Below are 15,882 nucleotides of genomic sequence, written 5' to 3'. Positions count from 1 at the left end.
ACTTCAATCCTTTTATGTTAATTAGGTAAGACTTGTGTTCCTATTGATTTACCTTTAAATAATAATTTTAATTCTTTTTCATTTTGCCAACTTGCTATATCAACAATTTTGTTTAAAGTTTGAGCAGCTTCCAAAGCAGCTTTAACTTTAACAATCATTCCATCGGTAATAATTCCTCTATTAATTAATTTATGAGCTAAATTAAAATCAATTTTAGTAATTGGTTTTCCTTTTCCATCTATAATAGAACTTATATCAGAAAGTAATATTAAGTCAGCATCCAAAACCAAAGATATAGCCGTAGCAGCAATATCTGAGTTAACATTCATTAAAATTCCATCTTCGGTAATTCCTATTGAACTAATAATAGGAATCATATTTTGAGATAATATAAGCTTTAAAAATTTAGAAGATCTTGGTTTAGCAGTACCTACATATCCAAGAGAAGAACTTAGTTGAGTTACATATGTACTATTTCCATCTGTTAAACATAAACCTACAGCGTCTATATTATACTTTTTGGTCCAAGCTAATAACATTTTATTAACTGTTCCACTTAGTACTCCGGTAATGATTTTAATATGGTCAATTGGAGTAATTCTTAATCCTTGTTTTTTTTTTATAGGAAGAGATAATCGTTTCATTAAATTGTCTATACTTCCTCCACCTCCATGTACAATTATTATTTTTCTATTACACAAATTTCGATACGAAACAAAAATTTTAAACAAACGATTCATTGCTTCTTCACTATCTAATAACAACCCACCCAATTTTATTACCAAAGGATTTTTATTCATTTTAATAACTCAACATTTTATTCAAAAAAAATTCCAAAAAATCTATAAAAAAATAAAAGTTGAAAATTTTAAAAAAAATCTGATACGTAAATATCAATAATCTTTTAAATTTTTTTATAGTTTATCTATTAAAAAGAACAATAATTTTAAAAAATTATTTTTTATATTTAATATCTTCAAAACTCTTTAAAAATATTTTTAACGAAAAATCAAAAAGTTTAATAATATTATTTATTTTTTAGGAATTTAATAAATTTAAATAACTTTTGGTTAGATTAAACTATTCATTTAATTAGACTTAAAAATCTAACTTTGCTAATAAAAAAATATTTTTTTTAATTATTTAAAATGATGTTTGATTTAATATGCAACAAATAGAATAAACGATCTCTAGACGATTCAAAGTATAAAAATGAAAATTTCTAACTCCTTCTCGATATAATCCATAAACCATTTCTAGCATTATATTTGAACCTATAATTTTACAAATGTCTACATCATTTTTAAAATTTTTAAAAGTATTTTTTATCCATTTAGGAATAGCTACCTTACCTAATTTAGAAAATCGAATTAGTTGATCATAACTGTATATAGGTAGTATTCCTGGTACTATATCTTTCTTAATTCCTATTGAAAAACACTTATCTCGAAAGCGTAAATAATGTTCTATTTTAAAAAAAAATTGAGTGATAGCACGATTAGCACCTGCATCCATTTTGTTCTTTAAATTCATTAAGTCTTTGTAAGCACTTTCAGCTTTAGGATGAACTTCTGGATAAGCAGCTACTGAAATATCAAAGTTAGCAATTTTTTTTAACAAATATACTAAATCAATAGCACCCATTTTTGATCGACTGCTATTATTAAATTCATCTCCTCTCAATGCAACAATATGATAAATTTTATTATTCCAATACTTTTTAGCAATATTTTTCAATTCAAATTTAGTAAAATCTGAACATGTCAGATGAGGAGCTGTATTAATACCAGTTTTTTTCTTTATTTTTTTAACTAAACTATAAGTTAAATTTTCCTTACCGCTATTTGCTCCATGCGTAACTGAAAAAAATTTTGGTTTAAATAACTTGAAATTTTTAACAACATTCAATAATTTTTCTTCTAAAAAACTTTTTTTAGGTGGAAATAATTCAAACGAAATTTGAATATCTTTCGCTATCTTTGAAAATTTCTCAAGAAAAATATTTTTTTTATATAGCATTAAATTATTCATAGATTTTATCCGGAAAAAGTTTGAATTTTCTAAAATACAAAAAATATTGTACACTGAATATTTACATTTTAATAAAATTAAATATTATTTTTATTTTTTTACATACTTAAAATCTTAAATGATAAAAATTAAAAAAACCAAACAAAAAATAATACTGCTTCCTTAAAAAACTCATATAGTTAGAAACTAAATGTTTAAACTAAAAAAACTTTACTTATACTTTAAAAAATATAATTAAAACTTGAAAAATTACAAAAATTCATCTTTTAATACAATGATTTTAAGAAAAGCTAATGATATTTTTTTTTAAATAATTATAGGAAAATAATCATTTTTAATCAGATAAGAAATAAAAATTAAAAAAAACTTTAAAAAATGGATTTTACATATAAAATAAAGTAAAAAATAACATAAATTAGTAAAATGTTCTGTAAAAAATAGATTATTGAGACTTGACAATCTAACCTTTATTGCTGGATTAGTAGGTATTACTCCTATCTAAAATATTAGAATATATGATATAGAAACAAAAATTTCTATTCATACTCTAACAAAACCTCAACAAGAAATAAAAAAATTAGATTAAATAAAACAAATTATCAATTCGACTATAAAATCAATATTTTTCAAAAAAAGAAACATCAACATGAATGTTTTATTCTTTCTATTACAATGATAATATCAAAAATATGAAAACCAAAATTATCCTATGGATGTTTGAATCATATCAATCCTAAAAGTGTTACAGTAAAAAACGTTTTTTCTAATACATAACATTGGAAAAAATAAAATACCAAATCTTAAAAAATAACGAATACAGATATTTTTTTTAAAAATTCCATGCTTAATATCTAAAATTCAAAAAAATCTTTATTAAAAAATAATAATGCTTTTTATTACAATTAAAAAAAATAGAAATATAGAAATTTTAACTTGATAACTAATTAAAAAATGTAAATTACAACATTAAAGCTCTAACGACACTGCTTTATATAAAAAAATTTACTTATTTTAATAAATAAAAATAAAACTAATTTAAAATGATATACTCAAATTAGTAAAAAAAATATATTTTTCTGTTCAATCAAAATTGATATTGATTCAAAAACAGAAGTAAAATTTATTAATTTAAAAAAAATTTTAAATTAATTAATTAATGTTAAAGAAAAAATTTTTTATATTTGCCTAGATTAAAATTATCGAAAACATTTTTATATATTTTAAAAATTAAAAATTTGTCAACAAATTTAAAATTTTTTATTGCATAAGAACAATTCTATCCGTATTATATACTATGTATTGGCCGGCTTAGCTCAGTAGGTAGAGCGACTGACTTGTAATCAGTAGGTCACCAGTTCGATTCCGGTAGCCGGCATAATAGATACATTACTAGGTGGGATTCCCGAGTGGTTAAAGGGAGCAGACTGTAAATCTGCCGTCATTGACTTCGAAGGTTCGAATCCTTCTCCCACCAAAAGAATAAATATTTTTAATATTACAAAATTGTAACTTTTAAAAGCGGACATGGTATAAAGGTTATTACCTCAGCCTTCCAAGCTGAAGATTCGGGTTCAATTCCCGATGTCCGCTCAAAAAAAAAGAGCTGGTATGGCTCAGTCGGTAGAGCGCACCCTTGGTAAGGGTGAGGTCCCCAGTTCAATTCTGGGTATCAGCAAATATAGTATTTTTGTAAAAATCATAAAAAATTTAAAATAAAATATTTTTAATAATCATTTCTGATACAACCCATATAAGCATTATTAAGATACATATCTTTTAAATTAAAAAAATCTTGTTTATAAAAAAATTATTTTCCAAAAAATACTTCTGACAAAAATTAAAATTTTATAATAGAAACCGAACTTAAAATACAGTAAAACAAATTTTCATAATTTATATTAAAATTAAAAGATTTTAATAAACTTTTTCTGAGATGCTTTATGAAAAAAGTAAATCGATTTAAAAAATGTTTTTTTATTATAAAATATATAAAATGGATCGTAATGTTATTTGTATTATTTTCATTTGTTTTAAATAATTTTATTTTTAAAAAGACATCGATATTTAACTACTTTATAAATTTTATTACCTCAATAACAATAATATTTTTACTTATTCAATCTACAAAAAAAGGAAAAAAAATATTTCTTTTAATAAAAGAAGCTAAAACAGAATTTAATAAAATTATCTTTCCAAAAAAAAAAGAAACTTTTTACATGACTCTCGTTATAGTTCTAGTTACTTTCTTAACTTCCATTTTAGTGTGGGGATTAGATAATATCTTATTTTATATAATTTCAACGATTACTAAACTAAGAATATGAAATGGATAAAAACAAAAAGTGGTACGTACTACAAACATTTTCAGGTTTTGAATCTAAAGTCGTAAACTCTATTAAAGAACATATTGAATTAAAGAAAATGGAAAATTTATTTGATAAAATCATGGTTCCTTCAGAAGAAGTAGTAGAAATAAAAAAAGGAAAAAGAAAAAAAAGTGAACATAAATTTTTTCCAGGATATATACTTATACATATGAAAATGACTAGCTTGAGTTGGCATTTGATAAAAAATGTTCCTCGAGTTATGGGTTTTGTAGGAGGAACTTCTGAAAAACCTTCCCCTATTAGCGATAAAGAAGTTCAAATTATAATCGAAAGAGTAAAAAAAGTTGAAAATAAACCTAGACCTAAAATAATTTTTGATCCAGGGGAAACAGTAAGAGTAAAAAACGGACCATTTTCAGATTTTAATGGAGTAGTAGAAACTGTGGATTATGATAAAAATAGATTAAAAGTTTCAGTATCAATTTTTGGAAGAGCTACCCCAGTAGAATTAGACTTTTCACAAGTTGAAAAAAATTAATTTTTATCCAAAATTGCAGTTTTACTTAATAAAGTATATTTATATAACTACCGTGAGAAAAACAATGACAAAAAAAATACAATCTTATATAAAACTTCAAGTATCTGCTGGATCTGCTACACCTAGTCCTCCTATAGGTCCTGCTTTAGGACAAAAAGGAGTTAACATTATGGAATTTTGTAAATTATTTAATGAAAAAACAAAAAATATGGAAAAAGGAATTCCTATACCTGTTATTGTTTCAGTGTATTCAGATCGATCTTTTACTTTTATTACTAAAACTCCGCCTGCTTCTATATTATTAAAAAAATTTTCTGGCATTAAATCTGGATCAGGAAAAACGAAAACTGAAATGGTAGGAAATATTAGTAAAATACAAATTAAAGAAATTGCAAAAATTAAAAAAGTTGACATGACTGGTTCTAACATCGAAAAACTTAGTAGGTCAATTGAAGGAACAGCAAAATCAATGGGTTTAGTAATTACGGAGTAAGGAACAAATGTTTATTAGTAAAAGAATTAAAAAAATCAAGGATAAAATTAATAAAAAAAATACTTTTAAAATAGATTTTGCTATTCAACAGTTGAAAGAACTGTCAACAGTTAAATTTTTAGAAACTGTAGAAATCGCTATCAACTTAAATATAAATCCAAAAAAAACTGATCAAAACATACGGGGTTCCGTAATTCTACCTCATGGAATTGGAAAATTAATTAAAGTAGCAGTATTCGCTCAAGGTTCTCATGTTGAACAAGCAAAATTAGCAGGAGCAGATTTTATTGGTTTAAATAGCTTAATTCAAAAAATAAAAAAAGAAGGACCAAATTTTGATGTCTCTATTGCTACTCCTGAAAGTATGGGGAAATTAACTTCAATTGGATCGATCTTAGGACCTAAAGGATTAATGCCTAATCCTAAATTAGGTACTATTACAGATGATATATTTAATGCGGTAAAAAATGCAAAAAAAGGTCAAGTTCGTTTTAGAAATGATAAAAATGGAATTTTACATGCCTCAATCGGAAAAATTAATTTTTCTATTATTAATTTAAAAGAAAATTTATTTAAACTTTTAGAGGCAGTAAAAAAATTGAAACCAAGACAATCTAAAGGAACATTTTTTAAAAAAATTACTTTGTCAAGTACCATGGGAGGAGGATTAACAATAGATCTATCTAGTTTAAAAGAAATTATCGATTAATAAATAATTCTATAATGTTAATCCTAAATACTTTTTATCTTTATACTTTTAAGTGAATTAATTTTATTAACTAAACTTTAATAAATAATAATGCTAATACTTACATTAAATATTTTTTTAAAAATAAAGCATTTTTTATTCGTTTGTTTCTATAAAAAAATAAGAATCAAAAAAATATATTTATCATCCTTTTAGTTTAAAAAACTCTAAATTAAATTATTTTAATATTAAAAATATAGGAGTATAAAACAAATGGGATTAAACCTTCAACAAAAAAAAACAATTGTTACTAACATGCATAAAATGGCTAATTTAGCATTATCAGCAATAATTGCAGATTCTAGGGGAATAATTGCTAATAAAATTAATTATCTTAGAAAAAAATCAAGAAAGAATGGAGTTATTATTAATGTAGTTCGAAATAATTTACTTAAATTAGCTTTTAAAAATACTCAATTTGAATGTTTAAAAAAAAAATTATCAGGACCTATAATAATTGCTTATTCCATGGAACATCCAGGAAGTGCTGCTAGAATTTTTAAAAACTTTTCTCTAAAAAATAAAAAATTTAAAATAATTGGAGCCGCGTTAAATTCTCAATCTTTATCTTCTTCTAAAATTGATCTACTTGCAGCTATGCCAACTTATAAAGAAAGTATAATTCAAATAATTACAATTATGAAGGAAATAACTTTAGGTAAACTTCTTCGAATTTTAATAGCTATAAAAAATAAATAATTTCTAAAAAAATATTTTTACAAATAAATTCAGCTAATGTTGAATATTCTATGAACAGTTTCTAAATTTATTTCAGGAAAAATTTTCATGCCTATTACAAAAGAACAAATTATAGAAGCAATTTCTAACATGACAGTTACAAATGTAATTGATCTCATTTCTGATATGGAAAAAAAATTTAATGTTTCCGCTGCAGTTCAAAGTAACTCTGGAAACAATCAAAATTCACCTAATATAGAAGAAAAAACAGAATTTACTGTCTTTCTAAAATCTATAGGAAAAAATAAAATTGCTGTTATTAAGGCTGCTAGAAGTGCTACTGGATTAGGCCTAAAAGAAGCAAAAGATTTAGTAGAATCTGCGCCTGTCATAATTAAAGAAAATCTCAATAAGAACGATTCCTCATCTCTTAAAAAAGCTTTGGAAGATGCTGGTGCTGAAGTTGAAATTAAATAAATATAAATTTTATTATAAAATATCAACAAATGTTTTTAATGATAATTAAATTAATGTTTAAGCTGGTGATTTACTAATCACCAGCTTTTTGAGTTAAACTAACGTTTTTTACAAAAAATTTTTTCTTATGATGACATATTTTTATAAATACAAAAGTATAAAAAATAATAATTTTTATTAATGAGAAAAAACTTGATCATTGGTTAGTTGAGGAATTCCATGGTTTACTCTTATACCGAAAAAAAAAGAATTCGAAAAGATTTTGGGAAACGTCCGAAAGTATTAGATATACCTTATCTTCTTTCTATACAAATAAACTCTTTTAAAAAATTTATTAAAAAGGACAAAAAAGGAATTTATGGACTAGAAGCAGCATTTCGATCAATTTTTCCAATTAAAGGTTACAATGGAAATGCTGAACTTCAATATGTTGGATATCGACTAGGAAAAATTATTTTTGATGTTAAAGAATGTCATATTCGTGGAACGACATATTCAGCACCTCTACGAGTAAAATTACGATTAATAATCTATGAAAAAGATGCTTTCAAATCGATTGTTAAAGATATAAAAGAACAAGAAGTCTATATGGGAGAAATTCCATTAATGACAGAAAATGGAACTTTTATTATAAATGGAACTGAAAGAGTTATTGTTTCTCAATTACATAGAAGTCCTGGAGTTTTTTTTGACAGTGATAAAGGAAAAACTCATTCTTCTGGAAAAGTTTTATACAATGCAAGAATAATTCCCTATAGAGGATCCTGGTTAGATTTCGAATTTGATCCTAAAGATCATTTATTTTTTCGAATTGACAGAAGAAGAAAGTTACCTGTAACTATTTTACTAAAAGCATTAAATTATTCTTCTAAAGACATCTTAAATACATTTTTTAAAACTAATACATTTTTAATTAAAAACAAAAAAATTGAAATGCAATTAATTGCAGAAAGACTGAGAGGAGAAACGGCTTCATTCAACTTAAAATGTAAAAAAAATATTTTATACGTCGAAAAAGGAAGAAGAATCAACGCTAGACATATAAAAAAATTAATAAATAATAAAGTTAAAAATTTAGTAGTTCCTATTGAATATATTATCGGAAAAATTTTATCAAAAGATTATTTTGATACTATAAGCGGAGAAATCATTGCTTTAGCTAATACAGAAATAACCTTTGAACTATTTGAAAAAATTAAAAATGCAGGATTTTCTAAAATTAAAACACTATTTACCAATGATTTAGATCACGGACCATACATATCCGAAACTTTAAAAATCGATTCTACGATAGATAAAAATAATGCTTTAATAGAAATTTATAGAATGATGCGTCCAGGAGAACCTCCTACCAAAGAAGCTTCAGAAAATTTATTTCTAAATTTATTTTTTTCAGAAGACAGATATGATCTATCTTCTGTAGGAAGAATGAAATTTAATAGATCTTTAGGAAGAAAAAAAATATCTGGGAAAAATATTTTAGAAAAATTAGACATTATAGATGTTATTAAAAAGCTAATTGATATCCGAAACGGAAAGGGTGAAGTAGATGATATAGATCATTTAGGTAACAGAAGAATTCGATCTATAGGAGAAATGGCTGAAAATCAATTTAGAATAGGTTTAGTTAGAGTAGAGAGAGCAGTTAAAGAAAGACTTTCGCTCGGAGATTTAGAAACACTAATGCCGCAAGACATTATCAATGCCAAACCAATTTCTGCTGCCGTAAAAGAATTTTTTGGATCAAGCCAACTATCTCAATTTATGGATCAAAATAATCCTTTATCAGAAATTACTCATAAAAGAAGAATTTCAGCTTTAGGAGTAGGAGGATTAACTAGAGAAAGAGCAGGCTTTGAGGTCAGAGATGTTCATCCTACTCATTATGGGAGAGTTTGTCCTATAGAAACTCCTGAAGGGCCTAATATAGGCTTAATTAATTCATTATCTGTATATGCTAGTGCTAATGAATACGGGTTTTTAGAAACACCTTATCGAAAAGTTCAAGATTCTATCGTAACCAACGAAATTCAATATTTATCAGCTATTGAAGAAGGAAATTTTATCATTGCACAAGCAAATACTAATTTAGACAAAAATGGAAATTTTTTGGAAGAATTAGTTACTTGTAGAAATAAAGGAGAATCTGGTTTATTTCATAAAAGCAAAGTTAACTATATGGATGTTTCTACTCAACAAATTGTTTCAGTTGGTGCATCTTTAATTCCTTTTCTAGAACATGATGATGCTAATAGAGCTTTAATGGGAGCTAACATGCAACGACAAGCTATTCCAACATTAAAATCAGATAAACCTTTAGTAGGAACTGGTATGGAAAGAGCTGTTGCTGTAGACTCTGGTGTAACGGTAATTGCTAAAAGAGGAGGAATAGTTGAATATGTGGATGCATCTAGAATTGTAGTAAAAGTAAATGATTCAGAAACACTTTTAGATGAAGCAGGAATAGATATTTATAACTTAACTAAATATACTCGTTCAAATCAAAACACTTGTATTAATCAATTACCTTGTGTTCAACCTAAAGAAATTGTGAAAAAAAAAGACGTATTGGCTGATGGACCTTCAACGGATTTAGGAGAATTGGCATTAGGTCAAAATATGCGTGTTGCTTTTATGCCTTGGAATGGATACAACTTTGAAGATTCTATTTTAATATCAGAAAAAGTTGTTCAAGACGAACGGTTTACTACCATTCATATCCAAGAGTTATCTTGTATATCAAGAGACACAAAACTAGGTGTAGAAGAAATCACTTCTGATATACCGAACGTTGGAGAATCTGCTTTATCTAAATTAGATGAATCTGGAATAGTATATATCGGAGCTGAAGTAGCAGAAGGAGATATTTTAGTTGGAAAAGTTACGCCTAAAGGAGAAACTCAACTTACACCAGAAGAAAAATTGTTACGAGCTATTTTTGGAGAAAAAGCTTCTGATGTAAAGGATTCTTCATTAAGAGTTCCTAATGGAATTTCAGGAACAATTATTGACGTTCAAATTTTTACCAGAGACGGAATCAAAAAAGATAAAAGAACATTAGAAATTGAAGAAATGCATTTGGAAAAAGTTAAAAAGGATTTAACCGAAGAGTTTAAAATTTTTGAATTCGGATTATTTAGCCGAATAAAAAATTTGCTATTATCAGTTGGATTCAAAAAAGAAAAAATTTTTACACTATCTTACGAAGAACTCTTAAATGTTTCAATAAAAGAAAAAAAGAAACAATTTGAAAATTTATCAAATCAATATTACGAACTAAAAATAAAATTTGATAAAAAAATGGAAGAAAAAAGAAAAAAAATTACCCAAGGAGATGATTTAGCTCCTGGAATTTTAAAAATAGTAAAAGTATATCTAGCCGTTAAACGACAAATACAACCTGGGGATAAAATGGCTGGAAGACACGGAAATAAAGGAGTAATTTCTAAAATTAATCCCATTGAAGATATGCCTTACGATAAAAATGGAATTCCAGTGGATATTGTTTTAAATCCTTTAGGGGTACCATCTAGAATGAATATTGGACAAATATTAGAAACTCATTTAGGAATGGCAGCTAAAGGAATAGGAGATAAAATCAATCACATGATAAAAACCAAAAAAAAAGTAGAAAAAATAAAAATTTTTCTGCAAAAAGTATTTGATTTAGGTGATAATGTTAGACAAAAAGTAAACCTTAATAAATTTACAGAAAAAGAAATATTAACTCTAGCTAATAATTTAAAAAAAGGAATGCCAATTGCTACACCAGTTTTTGATGGAGCTAAAGAAACAGAAATAAAAGCATTATTATCACTAGCTGATTTACCTTCCTCCGGACAAATTAGTCTTTTTGATGGAAAAACTGGAGAAAAATTTGAAAGACCCGTAACAGTTGGTTATATGTACATGCTTAAATTAAATCATTTAGTTGATGATAAAATGCATGCTCGATCCACTGGATCTTATAGTTTGATAACTCAACAACCCTTAGGAGGAAAAGCGCAATTTGGAGGACAACGTTTTGGAGAAATGGAAGTGTGGGCATTAGAAGCTTATGGTGCTTCTTATACTCTTCAAGAAATGTTAACTGTAAAATCAGATGATGTAAATGGAAGAACTAAAATGTACAAAAATATTGTTGATGGCAATCATCAAATGGAACCTGGGATGCCGGAATCTTTTAATGTATTATTAAAAGAGATAAGATCATTAGCAATTAATATAGAATTAGAAGAAAAATAAAAAAATATTAGTTACTAACATTGCAACTCTTTACCTCAACGGGAATCAATCCGTGAAAGATTTATTAAAATTTTTAAAATCACAAACTAAAACAGAAGAATTTAATGCAATAAAAATTGCTTTAGCAGCACCTGATATGATTCGTTCTTGGTCTTTCGGAGAAGTTAAAAAACCCGAAACGATAAATTATCGAACCTTTAAGCCAGAAAGAGATGGATTATTTTGTGCTAGAATTTTTGGTCCTGTTAAAGATTATGAATGTTTATGTGGAAAATATAAACGATTAAAACATAGAGGAGTTATCTGTGAAAAATGTGGTGTAGAGGTTACTCAAAGCAAAGTTCGTAGAGATAGAATGGGACATATCGAATTATCGTCTCCAACCGCTCACATTTGGTTTTTGAAATCACTTCCTTCTAGAATAGGTCTTCTATTGGATATGCCTTTAAGAGATATAGAAAGAGTTTTATATTTCGAGTCTTATGTAGTAATTAATGGAGGAATGACGTCTCTTGAAAAAAAACAAATTTTAACAGAAGATCAGTATTTGGATTCTTTAGAAGAATTTGGAGATGAATTTAATGCAAAAATGGGTGCAGAAGCTATACAACAACTTTTAATTAATATGAATTTAAAAGAAGAATGTAAAAATTTAAGAAAAGAGTTAAAAGAAACAAATTCTGAAACAAAAAGAAAAAAAATCACAAAAAGAATTAAGTTGATAGAATCTTTTATACAATCTAATAATAAACCAGAATGGATGATTCTAACAGTTCTTCCTGTATTACCTCCTGACCTTCGCCCATTAGTTCCTTTAGATGGAGGAAGATTCGCTACTTCTGATTTAAATGATTTATATCGTCGAGTTATTAATAGGAATAATCGATTAAAAAGACTATTAGAATTATCTGCTCCAGACATTATAGTAAGAAATGAAAAAAGAATGCTGCAGGAAGCTGTTGATGCTTTATTAGATAATGGAAGAAGAGGTAGAGCTATAACTGGTTCAAATAAAAGACCTCTCAAATCATTAGCTGATATGATTAAAGGAAAACAAGGTAGATTCAGACAAAATTTATTAGGGAAAAGAGTAGATTATTCTGGAAGATCTGTAATTACTGTTGGTCCATACCTTCATTTGCATCAATGTGGTTTACCTAAAAAAATGGCATTAGAATTATTTAAACCATTTATTTATGGAAAATTAGAAGTTAGAGGATTAGCTACTACGATAAAATCAGCAAAAAAAATGGTTGAACGAGAAGAATCTGTCGTTTGGGACATTTTAGATGAAGTCATTAAAGAACATCCTGTTTTACTAAATCGAGCCCCTACCTTACATAGATTAGGTATTCAAGCATTTGAACCTATGTTAATTGAAGGAAAAGCAATTCAACTACATCCCTTAGTTTGTGCTGCTTATAATGCAGACTTTGACGGAGATCAAATGGCTGTGCATGTTCCTTTAACTTTGGAAGCACAACTAGAAGCAAAAGCATTAATGATGTCTACTAATAATATTCTTTCCCCCGCTAATGGAGACCCTATTATAGTTCCTTCTCAAGATGTAGTTTTAGGACTGTACTATATGACAAGAAAAACTGTTAACGGAAAAGGAGAGGGTATGTTATTAAGTAATCCTAAAGAAGCAGAAAGAATTTATCATTTAGGACTAGTTGATTTACATTCTTCGATAAAAATAAGAATTTCAGAATATAAAAAAATTAAAGATAATGAATTTATTAAAAGCAAAAAGATCGTAAATACAACCATTGGAAGATCTATTTTATGGATGATAGTTCCTAAAGGACTTTCTTTTGATATAGTGAACAAAACATTAGGAAAAAAAAGTGTTTCTGAAATGTTAAATACATGCTATCGAATTTTAGGTATAAAAGATACTGTTAATTTTGCTGATCAAATTATGTATACAGGATTTTCCTACGCCGCTAGATCTGGTGTATCAGTCGGAATTGACGATATGGTTATACCTAAAGAAAAAACAGAAATTATTACAGCAGCAGAAACAGAAGTTGTAGAAATTCAAGAACAATTTCAATCTGGATTAGTAACAGCAGGAGAAAGATATAACAAAGTTATTGACATATGGGCTATTGCTAATGAACGGGTTTCAAAAGCAATGATGAAAAATTTATCTGCTGAATTCGTATGGAATAAAAAAGGAGAAAAAAAGATTCAAAAATCTTTTAATAGCATATTTATGATGGCAGATTCAGGAGCAAGAGGATCACCAGCACAAATTAGACAATTAGCAGGAATGAGAGGTTTAATGGCAAAACCAGACGGATCTATAATTGAAACTCCGATAACTGCTAATTTTCGAGAAGGATTAAATGTATTACAATATTTTATTTCAACGCATGGTGCAAGAAAAGGACTAGCAGATACTGCTTTAAAAACAGCAAATTCTGGATATTTAACTCGTCGTTTAGTAGACGTTGCTCAAGATTTAGTAGTTACAGAGAATGATTGCAATACCAATGAAGGAATAATTATGACTCCTGTTATAGAAGGTGGAGACGTAAAAGAACCTTTAAGAGAAAGAGTTTTAGGTAGAGTGACAGCAGAAAATGTTTTAAAACCTAATACAGCTAGTATTTTAATTTCTAGAAACACTTTATTAAATGAAAAATGGTGTAATGTTTTAGAGCAAAATTCTATAGATAATGTTAAAGTTAGATCGGTTGTTAACTGTAACACTAGTTTTGGAGTATGTGCATATTGTTACGGTAGAGATCTTGCTAGAGGAAATTTAGTAAACAAAGGAGAAGCTATAGGAGTAATTGCAGCTCAATCTATAGGAGAACCGGGTACTCAACTAACCATGAGAACTTTTCATATCGGAGGAGCTGCTTCCAGAGTTGCCGCTGAATCTAGTATTCAAGTAAAAAATAAAGGAACTATTCGACTAAATAATGCAAAATCTATTATAAATTCTAAAGGACAAATTGTTATTTTATCAAGAAATGTTGAACTAAATATGATCGATTCTTATGGTCGAACTAAAGAAAGTTATAAAGTTCCTTATGGAACTATTCTTACTAAAGGAAATGAAAAAAAGGTAAAAGGAGGAGAAACTGTTGCTATATGGGATCCCCATACAATTCCGGTAATAAGTGAGGTTCAGGGATTTGTTCAATTTGTTGACATGATAGAAGGTCAAAGTATTATCAGACAAACTGATGAACTAACTGGTCTTTCTTCTATAGTTGTATTAGACATATCTGAAAGAATTGCCTTAGGAAAAGATTTAAGACCTTCTTTAAAAATCATTGACTTAAATGGAAATGATATTCTAATTCCAGGAACAGATGTTCCAGCACAATATTTTTTACCTGGAAAAGCTATAATCCAACTCGAGAATTTAGCAAAAATTAGTTCCGGAGATACATTAGCAAGAATTCCTCAAGAGTCAGGCGGAACAAAAGATATTACTGGAGGACTTCCTAGAGTTGCTGATCTTTTTGAAGCCAGAAAACCAAAAGAATTAGCTATTCTAGCAGAAATTAGTGGATTAGTTTCTTTTGGAAAAGAGACAAAGGGAAAAAGAAGATTAATAATTAACCCTATGAACGATGAAAATTTATATGAAGAAATGATTCCTAAATGGAGACAGCTAAACGTCTTTGAAGGAGAAAAAGTAGAAAAAGGAGACGTTATATCGGATGGGCCCGAATCTCCTCATGATATTCTTAGATTAAGAGGGGTACAATCAGTTACTCGATATATTGTCAATGAAGTACAAGATGTTTATCGTCTTCAGGGTGTTAAAATAAATGACAAACACATTGAGGTTATAATACGTCAAATGCTTAGAAAAGCAACAATTTTAAATTCCGGAGATTCAAACTTTTTAACAGGAGAACAAGTAGAATACTCTAAAGTTAAAAAAATTAATGACGAATTAACCTTAAAAGGAAAAGAACCTGCTACCTTTTTGAGAGATTTATTAGGGATTACTAAAGCATCTTTAGCAACAGAATCCTTTATTTCAGCTGCTTCCTTTCAAGAAACCACTAGAGTATTAACTGAAGCAGCAGTAGCAGGGAAACGAGATGAATTAAGAGGTTTAAAAGAAAACGTTATAGTTGGTCGATTAATTCCAGCTGGAACTGGATACGCTTACCACAAAAACAGAACTAATCGAAAAGAATCTACTGAAAAAACAGATACTTCTCATCAATCTAAGATTAGTGTTGAAGAAGCTTCTGCCAATCTTTCAGAACTGTTGAATTCTGCATCAAGAATAAATTAGCATTAAAAATTTATGAAATATTCAAGAATATCTAGAATAGTAGATATTCTTGAAAAAAATTTTACGTAA

10 protein-coding genes and 4 tRNA genes are annotated in these 15,882 nt (G+C 27.3%); 12 read left to right on the top strand and 2 right to left on the bottom strand.

Annotated elements, in window-relative coordinates; genetic code table 11:
* Positions 1-17: 17 nt before the first annotated feature.
* Together argB and metF are read right to left on the bottom strand one after the other, a co-directional pair.
* Positions 18-800: an acetylglutamate kinase gene (argB, locus tag RJT62_RS00250; RefSeq protein ID WP_343153745.1), complete on the bottom strand. Its 783-nt coding sequence runs from the start codon at positions 798-800 to the stop codon at positions 18-20.
* Positions 801-1,143: 343 nt separating this feature from the next.
* Entirely contained in the window at positions 1,144-2,031 is an 888-nt protein-coding gene (gene metF / locus RJT62_RS00245) for a methylenetetrahydrofolate reductase (protein ID WP_343153743.1), read from the bottom strand.
* A gap of 1,302 nt (positions 2,032-3,333) precedes the next feature.
* On the opposite strand from metF, the gene RJT62_RS00240 reads away from it, so the two are divergent.
* From RJT62_RS00240 to rpoC, 12 genes are all read left to right on the top strand, one after another.
* Positions 3,334-3,406 (top strand) — tRNA-Thr (locus tag RJT62_RS00240).
* A 17-nt stretch (positions 3,407-3,423) separates the two neighbouring features.
* Positions 3,424-3,505, top strand: a tRNA-Tyr gene (locus tag RJT62_RS00235).
* Between the two features lie 44 nt (positions 3,506-3,549).
* Positions 3,550-3,621: transfer RNA gene (locus RJT62_RS00230), tRNA-Gly, on the top strand.
* A gap of 12 nt (positions 3,622-3,633) precedes the next feature.
* Positions 3,634-3,706 (top strand) — tRNA-Thr (locus tag RJT62_RS00225).
* A 265-nt stretch (positions 3,707-3,971) separates the two neighbouring features.
* On the top strand, positions 3,972-4,355 hold the full coding sequence (gene secE / locus RJT62_RS00220) for a preprotein translocase subunit SecE (protein ID WP_343153742.1): 384 nt from the start codon (positions 3,972-3,974) through the stop codon (positions 4,353-4,355).
* A 1-nt stretch (position 4,356) separates the two neighbouring features.
* Positions 4,357-4,896: a transcription termination/antitermination protein NusG gene (gene nusG, locus RJT62_RS00215; protein WP_343153740.1), complete on the top strand. Its 540-nt coding sequence runs from the start codon at positions 4,357-4,359 to the stop codon at positions 4,894-4,896.
* A gap of 64 nt (positions 4,897-4,960) precedes the next feature.
* On the top strand, positions 4,961-5,389 hold the full coding sequence (gene rplK, locus RJT62_RS00210) for a 50S ribosomal protein L11 (protein WP_343153738.1): 429 nt from the start codon (positions 4,961-4,963) through the stop codon (positions 5,387-5,389).
* 7 nt (positions 5,390-5,396) lie between these two features.
* Entirely contained in the window at positions 5,397-6,098 is a 702-nt protein-coding gene (gene rplA / locus RJT62_RS00205; protein ID WP_343153736.1) for a 50S ribosomal protein L1, read from the top strand.
* 252 nt (positions 6,099-6,350) lie between these two features.
* Entirely contained in the window at positions 6,351-6,836 is a 486-nt protein-coding gene (gene rplJ, locus RJT62_RS00200) for a 50S ribosomal protein L10 (RefSeq protein ID WP_343153734.1), read from the top strand.
* 87 nt (positions 6,837-6,923) lie between these two features.
* Complete coding sequence (gene rplL / locus RJT62_RS00195; protein WP_343153732.1) at positions 6,924-7,292, top strand: 50S ribosomal protein L7/L12; 369 nt, start codon at positions 6,924-6,926, stop codon at positions 7,290-7,292.
* 219 nt (positions 7,293-7,511) lie between these two features.
* The gene (gene rpoB / locus RJT62_RS00190) at positions 7,512-11,537 is read left to right on the top strand and encodes a DNA-directed RNA polymerase subunit beta (RefSeq protein WP_343153731.1); all 4,026 of its coding nucleotides are present in this window, start codon (positions 7,512-7,514) and stop codon (positions 11,535-11,537) included.
* Positions 11,538-11,589: 52 nt separating this feature from the next.
* On the top strand, positions 11,590-15,813 hold the full coding sequence (gene rpoC / locus RJT62_RS00185) for a DNA-directed RNA polymerase subunit beta' (RefSeq protein ID WP_343153729.1): 4,224 nt from the start codon (positions 11,590-11,592) through the stop codon (positions 15,811-15,813).
* Positions 15,814-15,882 lie beyond the last annotated feature (69 nt).

It is taken from the genome of Buchnera aphidicola (Mindarus keteleerifoliae) (assembly GCF_039392895.1).
GTDB classification, from domain to species: domain Bacteria; phylum Pseudomonadota; class Gammaproteobacteria; order Enterobacterales; family Enterobacteriaceae; genus Buchnera_A; species Buchnera_A aphidicola_A.
The sequence above is the reverse complement of the archived record's forward strand: the minus strand, read 5'-3'. Positions and strand labels throughout refer to the sequence as shown.

What these genes read in the sequence shown, in the direction of transcription:
- argB (WP_343153745.1), bottom strand. Translation starts at nt 800, where the DNA reads ATGAATAAAAATCCTTTGGTAATAAAATTGGGTGGGTTGTTATTAGAT.
- metF (WP_343153743.1), bottom strand. Translation starts at nt 2,031, where the DNA reads ATGAATAATTTAATGCTATATAAAAAAAATATTTTTCTTGAGAAATTT.
- secE (WP_343153742.1), top strand. Translation starts at nt 3,972, where the DNA reads ATGAAAAAAGTAAATCGATTTAAAAAATGTTTTTTTATTATAAAATAT.
- nusG (WP_343153740.1), top strand. Translation starts at nt 4,357, where the DNA reads ATGGATAAAAACAAAAAGTGGTACGTACTACAAACATTTTCAGGTTTT.
- rplK (WP_343153738.1), top strand. Translation starts at nt 4,961, where the DNA reads ATGACAAAAAAAATACAATCTTATATAAAACTTCAAGTATCTGCTGGA.
- rplA (WP_343153736.1), top strand. Translation starts at nt 5,397, where the DNA reads ATGTTTATTAGTAAAAGAATTAAAAAAATCAAGGATAAAATTAATAAA.
- rplJ (WP_343153734.1), top strand. Translation starts at nt 6,351, where the DNA reads ATGGGATTAAACCTTCAACAAAAAAAAACAATTGTTACTAACATGCAT.
- rplL (WP_343153732.1), top strand. Translation starts at nt 6,924, where the DNA reads ATGCCTATTACAAAAGAACAAATTATAGAAGCAATTTCTAACATGACA.
- rpoB (WP_343153731.1), top strand. Translation starts at nt 7,512, where the DNA reads ATGGTTTACTCTTATACCGAAAAAAAAAGAATTCGAAAAGATTTTGGG.